This window comes from Clostridium sp. CM027, from assembly GCF_024730565.1.
In the GTDB taxonomy this organism is placed as follows: Bacteria; Bacillota; Clostridia; order Clostridiales; family Clostridiaceae; genus Clostridium_AD; species Clostridium_AD estertheticum_B.
Window position 1 is genome coordinate 3,786,581 of sequence record NZ_CP077725.1, and the last position, 19,424, is coordinate 3,806,004.

Sequence of the window (19,424 nt, forward strand, 5' to 3'; positions counted from 1 at the left end):
GTTTAAAAAATAGAGAATTTTTAAAACGCTTTGCTCCATACATGGGCAAAGCGTTTATATTTTTATGTCGTGTTTACTGCAATTATTTATACTAAGAGAAGAACTAGTCGGCTAGTAGGACACCTAAAATGGGTGTGTGTTGTTTTGTAGTGTGTTTACTGCATTTATTCTCAGCATACTTGAGGCTGTAAGCGCTTGTGGTACTTCAGGAGTAGCTGGTGGTTCTATACTACTGGTTCCTCTAGCGGCTAGCTTATTTTCTTCTTTCTGTAAAGGAAATAAGAGTTGTACGTGTATAATTGTAACTGAGATGTGAAATATTAGTATGAAAATGTTAATAAGTTAGATGCATATAAAAGTGATTTATTGAGGTGACATATATATATAAAACGAAACCCTAAGACAGATTGGGATAACTGTGTAATATTAAGAGCAAATGATGAAAAACTTAAAAGCGAAGGCAAGAAGAGTGATACAAAAGATAATGGTGGCTATGGCCAAGATTGGTAAAAGGATGTATATTAGTATTATATAGCTCGCTATTATATAATGGAAGGAAAGTGGTAATTTGAAGGATTTTAAAATTCTTTTGGTGGAAGATGTCAAAACAATAGTAGGTTTAATGACAATAATTTTAGCAAGATTTATTCCCATAATTAGGACGTTCGCACCTTTTGTAGCTGGTATTTCAGAAATGAATTATTCGAAATTAGTTATAGCGTTCATAAAAGAAAATAGAAAAACAAGGAGAAATGCTGAAAATGATGAAAATAATATCTTTAATGCAGAAATTTGATAGTTCCATATTATTGTATATAAAAGGCAATATGCATGGAACTATTATGGATAAAGTAATGGTCGCTATTACATCACTAGGTGATAATGGAGCTATATGGATTATAATGGCAATTGCATTGATGGTTAACAAAAAATATAGGAAAATAGGTTTCATGGCTTTATTAGCGTTATTGCTAAGCGCAATTTTAGGAGAAGTAATATTAAAAAACGTAGTTCAACGTATAAGACCATCAGTAGATATACCAGCAGTTGACCTTTTAATTGTAAAGCCTTTATCCTATTCATTTCCTTCAGGGCACACTACGTCTTCATTTGCGGTTGCAGGTGTATTAGCAAAATATTTTAAAAATTATGCACTTGAGATTTTTAGTTTAGCTGCTTTAATAGCTTTTTCAAGATTATATTTATATGTTCATTATCCTACAGATGTTTTAGGGGGCGTACTTTTAGGGCTCATATGCAGTGGAATAATAGTTTACTTGTTTAACGGCATTTCAGAGGGGAAGTCTCCCACCTCTATAAGTTAAAGTCCAATATTATAACAAAGCGATTTAATTTATATCAGTAAGTAGAAAAAAATGGAGAGCTTGATCAACTTAAAACACCTTCATTATTTCCCGTTTTCTGGTGTGGTTCTGAATCAATTAAAATAGTCTTAATTTTGTAATCAATCATGGAGGTACTTTTCAATGTCTTTCTCAAGGGGTGTTCCTGTATCACTTTGTATTGGAATTAAATCTTCTAGAGTATTTTTAATTTTGGTTTCAGAGTCTTTCATTAGCATACTTATCATGGGTAAAACCTTCAATTATAATAGTTAAGATTCGCAATATTCTATACGTATATAGTCGAATCAAGAACTATTATACAGTATAATTCTATAAATCCATATTAAGTATAGTGACTAAGGGTTTATAAGATGAAATGAAAAAAAGGCAGCTAAGCGGTAGGGTTTATCCTATACTTATGCTGCGGTCTTCCTACCTTACCATACTCAATTAACATGTGTACTTTTCCTTCTTTATTCATATAGTCTAAATATTTTCTGCAAGTTACCCTTGCAATTCCTAATATTTCTCCTAGTTCTTCTGGTGTAGTATATATTTCTCCTATTTGCTGAACTTGTTGCCATATTGTTTTATATGTATACTTATTTAATCCCTTTGTTAAATCTAGATTCCTATTATTTTCTTCTTCCACTAAATCTTTGCTACTTAAAATATACTTGTCCAATTCGCTTTGCTCAATTTCATTTGCTTTTTTAAAATGATAATATCTATCTTTAAATTTAAGTAAAGATTCTTTAAACCTCTCCAAGGTGAAAGGTTTAATTAAATAATCTCTGGCCCCATAGCGAAAAGCCTCTTGAACCCTATTAATGGTTTTATCTGCAGTAATCAAAATAACATCCACTTCTATTTCTTTGGCTCGAAGTAACTTTAAAAAGTCAATTCCATTTTCCTTAGGAAGATAGATATCAAGTAAAATTAAATCTGGTTTTTGTTTTTCTATAAATCTCTGCGCCTGGGTAAGATTACTGACGGCCTTAGTTAACTGAAAGCCTTCCACTTTTTGCAAAAACTTTGTGTTGATATCACGTACCATAGGGTCATCTTCGATAATCATTACTTTAATCATTGATTTCAACTCCTTTTCATCGGTATACTTATATCCCACCAGGTTCCGTTTTCTACACTAAATTCAATTTTCCCATGCATATCATCAATAATTTTTTTAACAATATACATACCAATTCCACGCTGACCGATTTTCGTAGTGGCCCCAATTTCATATATTGTATTTTTTATTTCACATGAAATTCCAGGACCATTGTCGTTTATTTGAATTTTCAAATGATCATCTGCCTCAAAAATTTTAAAGTGTACGGTTCCGCTTCCATCTATGCTTACTTCCTCAAAAGAATTTTCAATCAAATTTCCAATGATAGACCCTAATTCATCTTCATTCATATATTGTGGCAATTCATTTAATTGACAATCTGCTGCAATTTCAAATACTATTCTAGATTCCTCTGCTTTATTATATTTTGAGAATAGCAATGCCGCAATAGATACATTCTTAATTTGATCTGTAAGGATACTATTGATTCCATTTCGATTTTTAGCAATATGTGATATGAATTTTACAGCTTCCACGTATTCTTCCAGCTGTATCATTCCGGATATAGTATGAAGTTTATTCATAAATTCATGATTTTGTGCTCTAAGTGACCAAGTCATTTTTTTTATTCCGGTGAGCTCTTCTGCCATTTTTTTAAATTCTGTTAAATCTCTAAAATTTATTACCCATCCAATTACTTCATCTTTATCATTTTTAAGGGGATTATATTTGCATAAGATTGTTAGACCTGGTCTTACTTTCATTTCTATATTTTCATAATACTTGCCTACTTTTAGGACTTCAGAAATTTTACTCCCATAAGAAAGGGTTGTGATTTGCTTACCGACATCTTCTTCTAATAGTTCCAAAATCTCTCCCGCTTCTTTATTAAATAAGGTGATTTTATCGTTCTTATCTACGGCTAAAATTCCTTCTTTCACACTTTCTATTACAGCTTCCTTTTCTTTTAAAATTAACGCTATTTCTTTTGGTTCTAAACCAAAGATGGTTTTTTTTATATTTGAGGACAAAAGAGTTGCGGCTATTGCTCCCAAAAACAATCCTAATACTATAAAGGGTAGAAAGTTACCTATCTTTGAATATATCTCATTATAAACTTCATTGATAGGACTTCCTACAGTCACTGCTCCAATTTGTTTCCCGTTTTTTAATATGGGTGTAAATGCTCTAAGGGAGACACCTAAGCTGCCCGTTGCTTCTGAAACATACTCTTCTCCATTTGTGAGAACGCGTTTTTCATCTGAACCCTGAATCTTTTCACCTATCTTTTCTTTTGTAGGATGGGAATGTCTTATTCCAGTCATATCCATTACTACTATAAATTCAACTTTAGTCTTACTTCGTATACTTTCTATTTCATCATTTAAGGTTTGTTCATTAATTTCATTGGTTCCTTGCAAGTAATTCTGTAAAATATAACTCGTGGAGACAGAATTGGCTATATCCAAAAGGTTACGTCCAGCTTGGTCTTTAAGCATTATCTTCATTTGATTAAAGGAAAGCAATGATATACTTCCAATGGTCAAAAGTAAAATTACTATTACAAAGCTTGTGATTTTTGTTTTCAATTTCATGTTTTTCGCCTTTTAAACCTTTCAAATTTCAGGATAACTTACATAAATTATACCATAGTTTTTTTTAACAATTGAATTGTTAAAAAAAATACAAAGTTTTCTTAATGACCACAAAACATTTTAAAGTTTCAGAATATTTAAAAATATCCAAGTTGTTGCTATAATAATGAAATAGAATATATTTTATTACAGTAGGGCAATTCTTCTATGTTTGAGGTCTTCATACATTATTTTATTTGCATCAGCATGAAAACGGTATCTTTTTCCTTGATTGCCTCAATAAATAATTGTTTCTAGGTTAGGTTTTGAATAAATAATTAAATATCATTAATATTAGAGGGGGATAATTATGTTAGCTGAGAAGAGGGTTAGTATGTTAAATGAAAAGAAAACACCTGAAATAATGGGTATTAAGGTTCAGTATTTTGCAATTATTACTATGGTCATGTTTGTAGGTGCATATATGGATGTGCTTCCACCTGGAATAGTAAGCGTATTGCCTTTAATGCTAGTTATTGGTACTGTTCTTTACCTTATTGGAGACAATCTACCTATAGTAAAAGATTATTTTGGAGGTGGTGCTATTGTAGTTATCTTTGGATCTTCTGCTTTAGCAACCTATAAGATTTTACCAGAGGGAGTAATAACTTCAGCTACTGCTTTTATGACCAGTGGTGGATTTTTAGATCTATTTATATGTGGTCTTATTGCTGGAAGCCTTTTAGGAATTAACAGAAAATTACTTCTGCAAGCTGTTGTTAGATATCTTCCATGTCTTTTAGGTGGAATCATAGCAGCTCTTGGATTAGTAGGATTATTTGGAATTATTTTAGGGTATGGCGCAAAGGAAGCTATTTTTTATATAGGAATACCTATTATGGGTGGTGGAATGGGTGCTGGTGCTGTTCCATTAGCTAAGATATTTGGTGCTACGCTTAATCAAGATCCTAAAATTATTATGTCTATAATGACTCCGGCAGTAGCTTTAGGTAATGCTTTTGCGATTGTGGCTGCGGGTATTTTAAATAAAATAGGTAAAGTTAAGCCGAGTTTAACAGGAAATGGAGAATTGATAATACCTAATTCAAAGACTAAGCTCGATGCGGAAAATGAGGTAGAAGATAAATCTAATGACTTGGAATTATATGCAATTGGTATATTATTATCTGGTGCATTTTTGACTGCAGGTTATATTGTAGGAAAATTTTTACCAACTATTCATGCTTATGCCTGGATGATTCTTATTGTCATTCTTGTTAAAATGACGGGTGCACTACCTGCTAAATGTGAATATGCTTGTAGTGTGTGGTACTCATTTGTAATGAAAAATTTTACGGTTGTTGTTTTGGTAGGTGTAGGAATTGCATACACTGATCTTAATGCGGTTATTTCAGCTTTAACATTTAAGTATATAATACTTGTTGGTATTACTATAATTGGTGCGGTAATTGGGTCTGGAGTTGTAGCTAGATTTGTTGGCTTCTACCCGGTAGAAACTTCTATTTCTGCTGGATTGTGTATGGCTAATATGGGTGGTTCAGGGGATGTTGCCGTATTAACTGCAGCTAAAAGAATGAAACTGATGCCCTTTGCTGCTATTTCATCACGCTTAGGAGGGGCACTTATTCTTATAATTGCTAGCGTTTTACTTAGATTGTTTTAACGACATTTCAAAAGGAAAGTCTACCTCTTCTATAAGAGGGGGTATCAGACTATAACAAAGAGAAAACTTCAGTGGGAGTTTAAATTTCCTTCTGAAGTCGTTAAGATTGCAACACCGCAGGTGATGATTTAACGACATTTAAATAATCCATAGTTAATTCTCAATTGTTGAAAATTAACTTTGCGTACTTTTGGCATAGTATATAAGAAAGAGAACAATTGATTTTATCTTACTGTTTTGTTAATACAGATATAAAACATTTTCGTAAATAAAACCCAGTGAATGTGGTTACTGGGTTTTGTTTTATTCTATATTTCAAATTTGAGGGGTGATTTATGACATTGGATGAAAAAATATTGCAAGAGAAGGAAGTTGGATATATAGAAATAGATTTACTAATAAAAAATGTTCAGGTAATGACGGCAGCTATCTATGAAATAGCAAATTAATAGATAGGAGCTAACGTTAAGTAATCTCCTACTACCACGGGTATTTATTTTACTTGGTTTAAAAATGCGGTAATAAGCATATTATATATAGTGTACCAATTTTAAGTAATTAATAAAACCAAAGCAACACAAGGGGGATTTATATGGATGGTTATGACTTAAAATCAAAAAGTAATAAGGAAATACGGCAAGAAGCAAGGGAGGATTTATCAGGTAATTGGATTGTAGCTATAATAGTTTGTGTATTAGCCTGGATTTTCACAGAAATGTTTATACAGGGACCGGATATTAAAGAAAGGGTAAATTGGGTTATTAATAATCCTATACATGAAATATTTAAATATAGCACTACAATTAGTGATGGTAGAATTCAAAATATATGGGGAGTTATAGTACTGATTATCGGAGGACCCATAACTTTTGGCGCTTCAATGTTTTTTCTAAATTTAATACGAAAGACTAATGCTAAAATCGAGGACGTTTTTATGGGGTTTAAGTATTTTGGGAAGACATTTTTGTTGAACTTATTAATGGGTATATTTATATTGTTATGGACTTTATTGCTTATAATACCGGGAATAATCGCTAGTTTTAGTTATTCTATGGCATACTATATACTAATCGATAATCCCGAATTAACCTCTTTGGAGGCTATAAACCGTAGCAAAGAGATGATGAATGGATATAAAGGGAAATTATTTTGTCTGTATCTAAGCTTTGCAGGGTGGTTTATATTATGTTTAGTCACTTTAGGAATAGGGTTCATATGGCTTGAACCGTATATACAGACATCCACAGCAGTTTTCTATCAAGGGTTAAAGAGTGATTCTAATGAAAAAAAACTACTTTAGTAGAAAAGATAGATAAATTAAGTGATTAATTCTAATGTATTTATATAATGAAATGGTTAGTAAACAGAAGTTGGAACAATGGGATATATTGAAATGAAATAACTAATTTCTGATTAATATGAAAGGAGCCAACAATTGTTGGCTCCTTTCATATAAAACTTTTAACGCTTTCATTGCTTTTCATCTTATACATACCAATTAGGAAAAATGCTAATGCGAAGGCTACAAGTATTCCAAGTAATGGCATAATTTCTAAAAAGGTTTTACCGTTTTGGAGCTGCCTAATAGCCTCTAATGCCCAAGTTTGTGGTAAAAAATTGGCTATCTGCTGCATAGTTTTAGACATAAGCTCAATTGGCCAAAAACACCCTGAAAGCATACATGTCGGCGTTATTATTAAGGTAGCCATCACCCCTACTTGATTTGTTGTCTTTGAAAAAGCAACTAATAGAATACCTAGTGTTACACAAACAAATCCAAATAAAGTGAGTATTGCAAGTAGCTGCAAATCAGGTACTCCAGTAGTCAGTTTTAAAATATACTTAGAAAAAAATATTACTAAAATTGATTGTGCTACCATTATACACATATTAGCCATTATATTGGCCCCAATATATATTCTACTGTTTACAGGAGTCGTAAATATTCTAAAGTAGGTTTTCTCTTTCTTCTCCTTTAAAATAAGCCCTGAAGTGGTAGTTGCGCCTTGAAGCATAAACATTATTAAAAATCCTATACTTTGAACAGTTTTTAATTTATCAAGGGATTCATCTTTAACTACATTTTTATGAAGAGTAAGAGTTTGAATCTTAAATCCTTCATAAAGTTTATTAAATATAACGTTATCCCCACCTGATGCTTTTCCTAGCATCATGAGACTTTTAACATAATAATTTACATAGTTTTGAACCCAAGTCGTAACTTCTTGCCCTTTAATTGCAGTAATCTGTATTTTACTTATTGCTCCATTATGAACACTTTCATCAAAGTTTGCAGGTATTGTAATTACACAATCAACCTTACCTTCTGCAACTAAATTATTTATTTCTTCATCTTTAATTTCTTGAATTTTAAATTTATCCTGTTTATTTAAAGCAGCAACAAAATCTTTAGCTATTACTCCGTTTGCAGCTTTATTGTTTATTCCTACTTTAATCTTTGAATCCATTGAGGAATAAACGGACATAACAAATATAACAATTACAACTGGAAGAATTAAGTATACTATAATATTAGACTTCTTTCTAAAAGTGATTTTTAATGTATTAAGTGCAAGCAAAAATAAATTTCTCATATTATGCATTCTCCTTTCTAAACAACAAGGAAGATATAGCAAGAAATATTACAGCTACGCCTATATTAATCAAAATTGCTGTGGAAACCTTGCTGTAATTATTATTATTATAAACCACGTCAAATATAGATCTATTAACCCATCTTACAGGTGATAAATAGGTTATTGATTGAAAAGTTTTGCTTCCAAAACCATCTACAGGCATATAACTTCCTCCAAGGAATACCATTACCGGTATTATAAAATTTAAAACTCCATTTGCCACATTTTCATTTTTGAAAATAAATCCAAGCCCAACACCTATGCTTATTGCCATGATTATTTGAGATGTAAATATTAGTAATACAGTAAAAATATCATTCCCCCAATTTGCATGAAGCACATATTTACTAAACAAAATAACAATAGCAATCTGAATAATTGTACCTATAACTCCACCTATTGTTTTTCCAATAAGAAACTCATATTTTTTAACAGGACTTATCAAAATCCTATCTCTAGTTTTTAAATTTTTCTCACTTGCAATTCCAAAGAGACCTGTCATTCCTGAATACATAATTATTAGAGCTATTTCTGCAATTGTATAATAATCTAAAGAGGAGGGCTGGATTGCTTTATTAAGAGAATTAATTGTAGAATAGTTGTCATTGCTATCACTTAGCAAACTATTTATTATATGTGGATTTACTTTGCTAATATCTACAATTACATTAAATTCTTGTACATAGGTAGATAGAATAGTTTCAACCACACCAGCCTTAAGGCTTTCTACATTGCTCTTGTAAAATTCTATCTTATTATTACTTTTCATTTCTATGATTGCATCGTACTCTTTAGAAATTAATTTTTTCTTAGCAGAATCCATATCCTTAGTTTTTGTAAATTCTATTTTAAAATCTTTACCTTTTTCAATAAAACTAGTTTTAAAATTATCCGAAACAACACCTGTAGCTTCAATGCTATATAAAACTTTAGGTGTACCAATATCAATAGTGTTAGTAAACTCTGATTTAAATGCTGCACTAATCACAACTATTAGCGCTATTGGAAATAATATCATCATTGCCATTGATTTTCTATCTCGGAAAGTATGTTTTACTTCCTTTATAATTATAGAAATAATGTTCATTTTTTCACCTCTAATCCCTTAATTTTCTACCGGTAAGTGTTAAAAATACAGTTTCAAGATCTGGTACTTTGTTCTCAATATTTTCAATTGGAATTCCATTATCCGTGAAATATAAAATTATCTTATCTAAATTGTTAATTTCCTTTAAACTGTCAATTTTAACTTTGTTTTCATTAATGAGGACATTCGTAACTCCCTTTAGTTCCTTTAATTGTTCTTCATTAATTACCGTACCATCGATAACCGTAACCTCAACAGTATTTTTATCTGTAACAATAGCTTTGAGTTCTTCCTTGGTACCTGTTACAATAACCTTCCCATGATCAATAATACTTATCATCGTTGAGATTGCTTCTACTTCTTCCATGTAATGAGTTGTATAAATAATGGTACATCCTCTTTCATTTAATTTCTTCACAGAGTCAAGTATATGATTTCTTGATTGTGGATCGATACCTACTGTAGGCTCATCCATTATTAAAAGCTTAGGGGTATGGGCAATTGCGCATGCTATATTTAATCTTCTTTTCATTCCTCCAGAGAAACTAGCTGGCATACTCTTAGCTTTATCACTAAGACCAACAAATTCTAGAGCATCGAAGGCTTTCTTTTTTAATTCTTCCCCTTTAAGACCATAGAGACTTGCAAAAAACTTTACGTTTTCGAGGCAAGTTAAATCTTCGTATACTGCTATGTCTTGAGGAACTACACCAATGTTTCTCTTTGCATTATTCGAATTTTTCTGATTATCTTTTCCAAGTATTTCAATAGAACCTTTTGTCGTTGTAATTAACCCACAAATCATATTTATAATGGTACTCTTACCTGCTCCATTAGGCCCAAGTAAGCCATAAATTTCTCCCTCTTTAATGGAAAAATCGATATTATCAACTGCAGTAAAGTCTCCAAATTTTTTAGTTAATCCTTTTATTTTAACAATATCCAAAATAATACCCCCTAAAACTTTTTTATTTTTGGTAATTTCTATGCTTTTATTATATAAAAAAAAGACTTCTACTGTGAGTGCAGAAAGTCACTTTTACAACATGACAAAGGTCACATTCTATTTATTACCACCTTTTAAATAATAAATAGCAATCTGTGTTCTATGTTCGAGGCCTGTTTTACTTAAAATTGAAGTAATGTAGTTTTTCACAGTACCCTCTGATATAAACAATCTTGCCGAAATCTTTCTATTGGATAATCCATCAGCTATTGCCTGAATTATCTCTAGCTCTCTCCCAGTAAACAAATCCCTATTTAATTTACTACTATTATTGTTATCTATTTTTTTTAACACTTTATCAATTATGCCTTCCTGCATAACAATATTCCCACTGTATACTACTTTTATTGCAGCTTTAATCTTATCTGGAGTATTATTTTTAAGAATATATCCCTTTGCTCCATAACGAATCGCTGCATTTATATATTCGTCTTCATCAAAGGTAGTCAGAATGAGGCATTTTGTTGAAGTCTTTATAGAGATTTCCTTTATGGCCTCCACGCCATTTAATACTGGCATTCTTATATCCAAAAGTGCAACATCTACGGAGTTGTTTAAACAATATTCTATTGCATCGAATCCATTTTCTACACAAGCCATCACAATAAATTCTTCGTCTAAACCAATTATTATTTTTAGACCTTCTCGAATAAGTGAATCATCATCAGCAATCAAAATCTTAATTGGCAATTCGGCACCACCCTTTTACTAAATTTGAATTATTCCTAAATAGGAAGTAAAATAATTACTGAAAACCCACTAGAACCATCTAAAATAACTTTTCCATTTAAATTCATAGTTCTTTCTTCTATTCCTGATAGGCCAAGATCTTTTTTTATGATGATGCACCCTATGCCATCATCCTTTATTTCTACTTTAAGTAAAGTATTAAGCACTTCCACATTTACTTTGACATTCTTAGCTTCAGAATATTTAATTATATTGGTAAAAGTTTCTTTTATATTGTCGCATATAACCTTCCATTCAATATAGGAAATCCTATCCAAATTATTGCTGTAATATAAATTTGCATTGATTTTAGTTTTATTGTTAAACTCATCTACAAGTAGCTTTATTTTGTTTATACCTAACTGTTCTGCTTCAGGTTTAATGTTCTTCAATGTATATCGTATACTATCCATTCCATCTCTAAGTACATTTATTGTAGTTTGAATAATAGCTTTGCTTTGATTACTATCCTTGTCCATAATAAGTTTCGCAGCCTCTAGTTGCATTAAACTTCCTGAGATACTATGGCCTAATTTATCATGTATTTCCTGAGCAATGTTATTTCTCTCTTGCAACTGTGAAGTATATATTATTTGGTTTTTGTATTCCATTTGATTATTTAAACTCATCAATAATCTATAGTTTTTCTCTTTAAGCTCATCATTTTTAATAGTAAGTTTTTTCATTTTATTTTCAATGATTAAAATAAAATAGTATGCTACGAGACTAAACAAGGAAGCGAATGAGTATTCGCATACTATAAAATGTTTATTAATAATAAAAATAGATATTAGTAAAACAAACAAAATAAATATGAGTTTTATTTTACCAACAAATATTTCGAAAAGATTTAGTGGTAACAATATAAAAAATATAGGAGTGACAAAAAAATTGCAAATCAAAAGCTCAAGAATTGATATGCTTAAAAATATGAGTTTGCATTTATTATTTGAAATCAATGATTTACTTACATTAATAATCACATAAAAAAGTAATGATATAATAACTATATAGTTGCTGCAAGGATAATCGAAATTGCCCTTTACTAGCAGACTACTCACATAAATTAGTAAAATTAATTTATTTAATATAATCCAATTTTCCATAAAAGCACCTCTACCTGTTACAAATTATGCAAATACTTAAGCTATTTTATTAATTTTTATAAATTTCTATAGAATATACCATTATTGTAATTCTACATTAAGATAATATTATCCTTCAATTGTATAAAAACAACTGTATTAGAGTTCTTCACAATAAGATGAAGAGAAGTACCGTAAGGGTGATGGCACACGATAAACACATAAGTTTGTTTCCAAGATTAATATTTAAAGACCATGATTTTGATTTGGATTATTGGAAAGAAATGTATTGACTCATCAGCAAATCGATGGCGTAGGGCATATAAAAAAGAGGGTATCCTTGGGTTAAGAGATATGAGGAAAGAATCATCAGGAAGGCACAGAGATAAAGAACTTTCGACACTGAATATATTGAAATTACCTATGAATACATAAAAACTTTTTCCTTTATGTTGCTAACTTAAAGGAAAAAGTTTTAGTTATAATTATAGTAATGATGAATTAGTTAATGTATATCATAAAAATTAACCACCGATATAATCTTTTCTAATCGTTTATAAATCTGTATTTTTTAAATCATCTACAATAACCACGCCACCTACAATACTGCCATCTTTTATAATCGAATAGATACCGCTTCTACTAAAGGTGGTATCTACTTTAACAGTTCCTTTTTTACCTTTAAAAGTAGTTATGTTGTTGCCAGTGTCTGTTGCAGCAATTTCAAAGGTTCCATCTGGATTGTCAAATCCAAATAAATCAAAGCTTAAAATGGTATTAACATTTTTAGCCGCAACTACAATCAAGGGTTCAAATTCATATCCTGTACCTTTAATTGAAAGAGCCTGATTGCTTCCTGAAATCACAGCTTTTTGGATCAATCTACTGGTTTCAACTTTACTCAAATCCGTACCATAAACACTTGGTTTTTCAGGTGTAGCAGGTGCGCTACCCATATTACAACCAGGCATTCCACTGGATGGAGCTGGCACAGAAGGATCAGGTTTTGAAGTGTCTACCGTTTCAACATTATCAACTACCTTAAACACGCCTCTAATCATGCCCATTCCACAACTGAAGTTTATATCTTTATCCTTTGGTGTAAATTCAATAACATTTTCACCGGGCTTCAAATTTTTCTGAATGTTTAAGGATGGAATAATTATTTGGCGGTTACAGGAATTTAATGATTTACCATCAATTATCCATTTTACAGGCATATTTTTCTGTATATATAAACCATTTGGTGTATAACCTGCACCGTCTGCGGTCATCTTAACTACCTGAACTCCATTCTCTATAGTTGCCTTAGCAGCTGGGGTAGCTGATTCCAATGGGTTATTACCAGATAAACTAGAAGCTAATGAAGATGTAGAAGGCACATTTACACCAGCTAAAGCTAGTCCTCTACTTCCCATTACAATACCTAAAACTACAACTAGTATTCCACTAAATTTTAAAAGGGTTTTTGTATATCCTTTAGTAAGGAGACCTGATAATGCGCCAAATGTTAACATTAAAGGTACTGTACCGAGAGAAAATATTAACATAGATAAGGCTCCATTAAAAGCACTTCCAGTTCCTAAAGCATATAGTTGCATTGTCTGAAGGGGCCCACAGGGCATAAGTCCATTTAAAACACCAACTAAAAAAGGAGTTTTTGGTTTCTTCTTAACTGAGCAAGCAGGCCTCGGAAGCTTTATGTTAAACCTTCTAAATAGGCTATATCCACTCATATTAAGTCCCATTATTATCATAAAGACACCGGCAAATATTTGGAGCCCAGCCTTTGCGGATAGAGAGAGTGAAAGCACGGAACCTAGAGCACCTACTATCCCACCAATTACTGTATATGCTATAACTCTACCTGCATTATATAGAAGTGCAGGTTTGATGGAATCGAATTTACTTTTGCTATCTTTATTTATACTTTGGGATAGCATTATTCCACCACACATTCCTACACAATGTATTGAAGTAAGGACTCCAACAATGAATAGAACAAAATATGTAGCGCCATTGAGTCTAGAGGTCATGTCAATTCCACCTGATGAATTTCCGATCAATATAATTGTCGCTACAATTATAAATATACCTACTATTTTGTGGTTATTTGAACCTTCTATGCTATAACCAGCTGCTTTTATGGCAGTTCTAATTTCTTCAGAATTACACAGGTCTGTATCGTATTCTATTGTTACAGATTGACTACTAAAGCTTGCTAGAGCTTTTTTCACACCATATAATTTTGTAACGGCTCTTTCTACTTTTGATTCACATGATGTACACGTCATATCGAAGACTTTTATTTTTTCCTTTTTAATGCTCACATTATTACCTCCTAAAAGTTCTTAATATAATATTTAATGTTGTATTCAATGAATATTTATCCTTAAATCATCGTCTGCGAAGCTGCATTAACGACTTCAGAAGGGGACTTTCCTTCTGAAATGTCGTTAAAGTTTCATAAAAAATAAGATTGTGATTTTAATTCTATGAATAGAAACGTATTATTTAAATTATATAAAAAAGATGTGTAGATTTTATAAAGATAAAAATAAAGATATATAGCTGATAGGTTTTAAAAAATAATTAAACCCAGATAAGTTACTTATCTGGATTTAATGTTAAGTTAGATTATTTATCTAGAGTTTTAATATATTCTTTCATCTGATCAATATTCATAGCACCATAGTGTTTAGAAATGATATTCCCGTCTACATCAATGAAATATGAAGTAGGAATTGATGCTATATTATATTGGGCGGCAACAATCTGATCAGGGTCTGAAAGAACTTTAAAATTATAATTATTACTATCAATAAAGGATTTAACAGTATCTAAAGGTTCACCAATTTCTATAGCTACTATAACCAAGTCGCTATCTTTTGTTTCTTGATATAATTTTTCGATTTCAGGCATTTCTGATCTGCAAGGTGGACACCAAGTTGCCCAAAAATTAAGAAAAACCTTTTTACCTTTTAAGTCACTTAAAGATAATTCCTTACCCTCTAGATCCTTTAATTTGAAATCCGTAGCCTTGGTTTTAGAAGCCTTAGGATTTATTCCAATGGGCTTAGTAGGAGCATTATTTTGATTGGGACTACTTTTGTCTGTATTTTCCACAGATAAGTTAGAGTTAGAACTTGATGCATTGTAGGTGTTTAAAGTATGGACAGAGACACCTACAATGATAGCAGCTACAAGTACTATTAGTAATTTTTTCATATTAATTATCTCCTTTAACTAAAAATTAATAAAATTCATATATTGACTTAATATGGCTAATTTGTTTGTGAAAATCATAACCCCCATTATTATCATTAAAACGCCACTTATTATAGAGATTATAGGAAGATATATTGAAAATTTTCTAAATTGTTTAGTAAAGCTTCCTATGGCCATGGCAGTTAAAATAAATGGAACAGCAAGTCCTAGGGAATACATTATCAAAAGTAAAACCCCTTTACCTATAGAGTTCATACTTGTAGCATAGATGAGTATTGAAGATAATATAGGACCAATGCAAGGTGTCCAACCTGTGGCAAAAGCCATTCCCATTATCACTGAGCTAAAAGGACCCTTGATTTTATCGAAATATAAAAATCTTTTCTCACGATAAAACAATTTTATTTTAAATAATCCAATAGTATGAAGACCAAAAACAACAATAATAGTTCCTCCTACTTTTCTAAACAAATTTTTATGGGTAATTAGTAATTTACCAAGGGATGTTATAGAAACTCCCATTAAAATAAAAATAATAGAAAAGCCTAATACAAATCCAAAGGATTTATATAAAACAGAAAGTTTAGCTTTGCCATCCTTTAATTCTTCTATGGAAGAACCAGTTAAATAGCTTATATATGCAGGAACCAGTGGAAGGACGCAAGGAGATAAAAATGATAGAAGACCTGCAGAGAAAGCTAGTAATATTGATATGTCATTCAAAAGTAAACACCTCCAATTTAGTATTAAAAAATGAGTTAATAAATCAAATAGGTCATTGAGCTTGAACGTAAAATACGAAATAATAAAAATTCCTTTCTATGAAAAAAATCATAACTATAAACATTATACTAAAAAGATGTGGAGATTTTATGTGCTTATGTAAAATAGATTTTTAAAATAGGGTTCTTCATAAAATCTACATAATAATTAGGTATTATGTGGTTATAGAAATGAAAAAGAGCTGTTTAAATATTAAAAATGCCAACAAAATTATGATATTAATGATCAATTAGTTATAAATTATGTTTATATTATATAATTTATGGTGTACAATACAACTAGATAGCACCCCCTATGGGGGGGGTAAGGAGATGTTTAAATGAATCAAGAAAAAGTAAGGGCATTACAATCGTTGAAAACTTCAAAAGGACAAATTGAAGGGATTATAAAGATGTTAGAAGGCGGAAGATATTGTGTAGATATATCTAACCAAATAATTGCAGCTCAATCTCTTTTAAAGAAAGCTAATTTATTAATATTAAAACAGCATTTAAGTCATTGTGTTAAGGATGCTGTACTTAGTGATAATGGGGATGAGAAGATTGAAGAGATAATTGATTTACTCTCAAAGATTATGGATAAATAATAAAGTTATAGGAGGCAATATAAATTGGAAACAAAATCATTGAAAATTGAAGGAATGACCTGTTCAGCATGTGCTAAGACTATAGAAAGGGTTTCAAAAAAATTACCAGGGGTTTACGATGCAAGTGTAAACTTTGCTACAGAAAAATTAAATATAAACTATGAAGAGTCAAAAATTAAATTATTAGATATACAAAGAGCAGTTGAAAAAGCTGGGTACAAAATAGTAGTGCAAACAACTAATAAAACCTTAAAGATAGAAGGAATGACTTGTTCGGCCTGCGCTAAGAATATAGAAAGAATAACTAGAAAAATTAATGGAGTTGTGGAATCAAATGTAAACTTTGCCACAGAAAAATTAACTATTTCTTTTGAACCATCATTAGTAAGGACAGTAGATATAAAGAAGGCAATCGAAAAATCAGGATATAAGGCTCTAGAGGATGAAAGTAATGTAGACGCTGATAAAGAAAAAAAAGAAAAAGAGATAAAGTCTTTATGGAATAGATTTTTAATGTCTGCAATATTTGGAGTTCCATTGTTACTAGTTGCAATGCTACCTATGATTATTACATTACCTGAAGCTATTAACCCGATGATGCATATGGAGACTTATGCTATTTTACAATTGATACTTGTTCTACCAATAATGTATACAGGTAAAAAATATTTTATAGTTGGCTTCAAATCATTATTTAGATTAAGTCCAAATATGGATTCACTTATATCTATTGGAACCTCTGCGGCATTTTTATATAGTTTATTTGCTGTATTTGAAATAACGATTATGGGAAATATGGATTATGAAATGTATTTTGAGTCAGCAGGAGTAATTTTGACACTTATAACTCTTGGGAAGTATTTAGAATCAGTAACTAAGGGGAAAACCTCCGAGGCAATTAAAAAGCTTATGGGGCTTGCTCCAAAAACTGCAATGATAATTCGCGGTAATAAAGAAATAGTGATTCCAATTGATGAAGTAGAAGTTGGAGATATAGTAGTAGTGAGGCCTGGCGAGAAAATGCCTGTGGATGGCGAGGTAATAGACGGAACTACATCAGTAGATGAGTCAATGCTTACAGGTGAGAGTATACCAGTTGAAAAAAGTATTGGACATAATATAATTGGTGCAAGTATAAATAAAAATGGATCTATTAAATATAAAGCAACTAAAGTTGGTAAGGATACGGCACTATCACAAATAATAACCTTAGTTGAAAATGCTCAAGGCTCAAAAGCTCCAATAGCTGCAATGGCAGATGTTATATCAGGTTACTTTGTGCCTGTGGTTATAGGACTTGCTCTAGTTTCGTCATTAGCTTGGTTTTTATCTGGAGAAACGGCAGTGTTTTCTCTAACAATATTCATTTCGGTGCTTGTAATAGCGTGCCCTTGTGCTCTGGGCCTTGCAACACCTACAGCAATAATGGTTGGAACAGGAAAAGGTGCAGAGTATGGAGTACTTATAAAAAGTGGTACAGCACTCGAAACTGCACATAAAATTCAAACTATAGTATTTGATAAGACTGGAACACTTACGCAAGGAAAACCAAAGGTAACTGATATAGTTACGGTGGAGGGTACTTCCGCGGAATTCTTGCTTCAAATAGCAGCCTCTGCTGAAAAAGGATCTGAACATCCACTAGGTGAGGCTATAGTTAAAGATGCAGAAGAAAAATTATTAGAATTTAAAAAAGTAGAAAGCTTTAAAGCTATACCTGGCTATGGAATAGAAGTTAGTATAGATGGTAATAAAATAATACTAGGAAACAGAAAACTTATGATAGAAAGTGAAATTTCTTTAGGAAAATTAGAAGATGTTTCAAACAAACTAGCTGAAGAAGGCAAGACTCCAATGTATGTTGCCATAGAAAATAAGTTAAGTGGAATCATTGCAGTTGCTGACACTGTTAAAGAAAATAGCAAAAAAGCTATAGAGAGACTCCATAGTATGGGAATAGAAGTTGCAATGATAACTGGTGATAATAAAAGGACTGCAGCAGCTATTGGAAGGCAAGTTGGCATTGATAGAATATACGCCGAAGTTCTGCCTGAGGATAAAGCAAATGAAGTTAAAAAGCTTCAATCAGAAGGTAAAAAGGTTGCTATGGTTGGAGATGGAATAAACGATGCTCCTGCACTTGCACAGGCTGATATTGGTATAGCTATAGGATCAGGTACAGACGTTGCAATGGAATCCGCAGATATAGTACTTATGAGAAGTGATTTAATGGATGTAGCTACAGCGCTACAGTTAAGTAAGAAAACTATAACAAATATAAAGGAAAATTTATTCTGGGCTTTTGGTTACAATGCATTAGGAATCCCAGTTGCGATGGGAGTACTGCATTTATTTGGAGGTCCACTTCTAAATCCTATTATTGCAGCACTTGCAATGAGCTTTAGTTCAGTTTCAGTATTAACAAATGCTTTACGATTAAAAGGATTTAAGCCATTAAGATAAAATTCAAGAGAAAAATATGAAAATACCCAAGTATTTTTTAATAAAACAAAACTCCTACTTATAAAAGTGGGAGTTTTATTTTAGAAGATGAGCAGCTTCGCAGAAGATGATTTAATTCTAGTGTATAAACAATTTTAAAAACAAA

General features: G+C 31.4%; 19 protein-coding genes. 8 read left to right on the forward strand and 11 right to left on the reverse strand.

Annotated features, from left to right (window positions below; all coding sequences use genetic code 11):
- Positions 1 to 136 precede the first annotated feature (136 nt).
- From KTC92_RS17970 to KTC92_RS17980, 3 genes are all read left to right on the forward strand, one after another.
- A complete protein-coding gene (locus KTC92_RS17970) occupies positions 137 to 316 on the forward strand; it encodes a hypothetical protein (RefSeq protein WP_220286728.1) in 180 nt (59 codons plus the stop codon).
- Positions 317 to 568: 252 nt separating this feature from the next.
- Positions 569 to 796, forward strand: a complete 228-nt coding sequence (locus KTC92_RS17975; protein ID WP_220286729.1) for a DedA family protein — start codon at positions 569 to 571, stop codon at positions 794 to 796.
- A complete protein-coding gene (locus tag KTC92_RS17980) occupies positions 765 to 1,325 on the forward strand; it encodes a phosphatase PAP2 family protein (protein ID WP_369811906.1) in 561 nt (186 codons plus the stop codon). Before KTC92_RS17975 ends, KTC92_RS17980 begins: the two co-directional genes overlap by 32 nt.
- A gap of 140 nt (positions 1,326 to 1,465) precedes the next feature.
- On the opposite strand, the gene KTC92_RS17985 is transcribed toward KTC92_RS17980, so the two are convergent.
- From KTC92_RS17985 to KTC92_RS17995, 3 genes are all read right to left on the reverse strand, one after another.
- On the reverse strand, positions 1,466 to 1,591 hold the full coding sequence (locus KTC92_RS17985; RefSeq protein ID WP_258280645.1) for a hypothetical protein: 126 nt from the start codon (positions 1,589 to 1,591) through the stop codon (positions 1,466 to 1,468).
- 146 nt (positions 1,592 to 1,737) lie between these two features.
- On the reverse strand, positions 1,738 to 2,436 hold the full coding sequence (locus tag KTC92_RS17990) for a response regulator (protein ID WP_216301654.1): 699 nt from the start codon (positions 2,434 to 2,436) through the stop codon (positions 1,738 to 1,740).
- A 5-nt stretch (positions 2,437 to 2,441) separates the two neighbouring features.
- Positions 2,442 to 4,013, reverse strand: coding sequence for a sensor histidine kinase (locus tag KTC92_RS17995; RefSeq protein WP_220286699.1), 1,572 nt, complete (start codon positions 4,011 to 4,013; stop codon positions 2,442 to 2,444).
- 349 nt (positions 4,014 to 4,362) lie between these two features.
- On the opposite strand from KTC92_RS17995, the gene KTC92_RS18000 reads away from it, so the two are divergent.
- A complete protein-coding gene (locus KTC92_RS18000; RefSeq protein WP_220286700.1) occupies positions 4,363 to 5,676 on the forward strand; it encodes a 2-hydroxycarboxylate transporter family protein in 1,314 nt (437 codons plus the stop codon).
- 592 nt (positions 5,677 to 6,268) lie between these two features.
- On the forward strand, positions 6,269 to 6,976 hold the full coding sequence (locus tag KTC92_RS18005) for a DUF975 family protein (RefSeq protein WP_220286701.1): 708 nt from the start codon (positions 6,269 to 6,271) through the stop codon (positions 6,974 to 6,976).
- Between the two features lie 148 nt (positions 6,977 to 7,124).
- Here the strand turns inward: KTC92_RS18005 and KTC92_RS18010 are convergent, their stop codons facing one another.
- The 5 genes from KTC92_RS18010 to KTC92_RS18030 form a co-directional block, all read right to left on the reverse strand.
- Entirely contained in the window at positions 7,125 to 8,270 is a 1,146-nt protein-coding gene (locus KTC92_RS18010) for an ABC transporter permease (RefSeq protein ID WP_220286702.1), read from the reverse strand.
- Position 8,271: 1 nt separating this feature from the next.
- Positions 8,272 to 9,399 (reverse strand): ABC transporter permease, encoded by a 1,128-nt coding sequence (locus tag KTC92_RS18015; protein WP_220286703.1) that lies wholly within the window; start codon positions 9,397 to 9,399, stop codon positions 8,272 to 8,274.
- A 10-nt stretch (positions 9,400 to 9,409) separates the two neighbouring features.
- On the reverse strand, positions 9,410 to 10,345 hold the full coding sequence (locus KTC92_RS18020; protein WP_220286704.1) for an ABC transporter ATP-binding protein: 936 nt from the start codon (positions 10,343 to 10,345) through the stop codon (positions 9,410 to 9,412).
- Positions 10,346 to 10,462: 117 nt separating this feature from the next.
- Positions 10,463 to 11,095, reverse strand: coding sequence for a response regulator transcription factor (locus KTC92_RS18025; RefSeq protein ID WP_220286705.1), 633 nt, complete (start codon positions 11,093 to 11,095; stop codon positions 10,463 to 10,465).
- A gap of 35 nt (positions 11,096 to 11,130) precedes the next feature.
- Positions 11,131 to 11,820 carry a sensor histidine kinase gene (locus tag KTC92_RS18030; RefSeq protein WP_220286706.1) on the reverse strand — a complete coding sequence of 230 codons (690 nt, stop codon included), beginning with the start codon at positions 11,818 to 11,820 and terminating at the stop codon, positions 11,131 to 11,133.
- 654 nt (positions 11,821 to 12,474) lie between these two features.
- Between KTC92_RS18030 and KTC92_RS18035 the strand changes: the two genes are divergently transcribed.
- Positions 12,475 to 12,654, forward strand: coding sequence for a hypothetical protein (locus tag KTC92_RS18035; protein WP_220286708.1), 180 nt, complete (start codon positions 12,475 to 12,477; stop codon positions 12,652 to 12,654).
- A gap of 119 nt (positions 12,655 to 12,773) precedes the next feature.
- On the opposite strand, the gene KTC92_RS18040 is transcribed toward KTC92_RS18035, so the two are convergent.
- The 3 genes from KTC92_RS18040 to KTC92_RS18050 all read right to left on the reverse strand — a co-directional run bounded on the left by KTC92_RS18040 (position 12,774) and on the right by KTC92_RS18050 (position 16,170).
- Positions 12,774 to 14,549 (reverse strand): sulfite exporter TauE/SafE family protein, encoded by a 1,776-nt coding sequence (locus KTC92_RS18040; RefSeq protein ID WP_220286709.1) that lies wholly within the window; start codon positions 14,547 to 14,549, stop codon positions 12,774 to 12,776.
- A 307-nt stretch (positions 14,550 to 14,856) separates the two neighbouring features.
- Complete coding sequence (locus KTC92_RS18045) at positions 14,857 to 15,447, reverse strand: TlpA disulfide reductase family protein (RefSeq protein ID WP_220286710.1); 591 nt, start codon at positions 15,445 to 15,447, stop codon at positions 14,857 to 14,859.
- A gap of 18 nt (positions 15,448 to 15,465) precedes the next feature.
- Positions 15,466 to 16,170 carry a cytochrome c biogenesis CcdA family protein gene (locus tag KTC92_RS18050; protein WP_220286711.1) on the reverse strand — a complete coding sequence of 235 codons (705 nt, stop codon included), beginning with the start codon at positions 16,168 to 16,170 and terminating at the stop codon, positions 15,466 to 15,468.
- A 379-nt stretch (positions 16,171 to 16,549) separates the two neighbouring features.
- On the opposite strand from KTC92_RS18050, the gene KTC92_RS18055 reads away from it, so the two are divergent.
- Complete coding sequence (locus tag KTC92_RS18055) at positions 16,550 to 16,816, forward strand: metal-sensing transcriptional repressor (protein WP_165414088.1); 267 nt, start codon at positions 16,550 to 16,552, stop codon at positions 16,814 to 16,816.
- A gap of 24 nt (positions 16,817 to 16,840) precedes the next feature.
- Positions 16,841 to 19,279 carry a heavy metal translocating P-type ATPase gene (locus KTC92_RS18060; RefSeq protein ID WP_220286712.1) on the forward strand — a complete coding sequence of 813 codons (2,439 nt, stop codon included), beginning with the start codon at positions 16,841 to 16,843 and terminating at the stop codon, positions 19,277 to 19,279.
- Positions 19,280 to 19,424 lie beyond the last annotated feature (145 nt).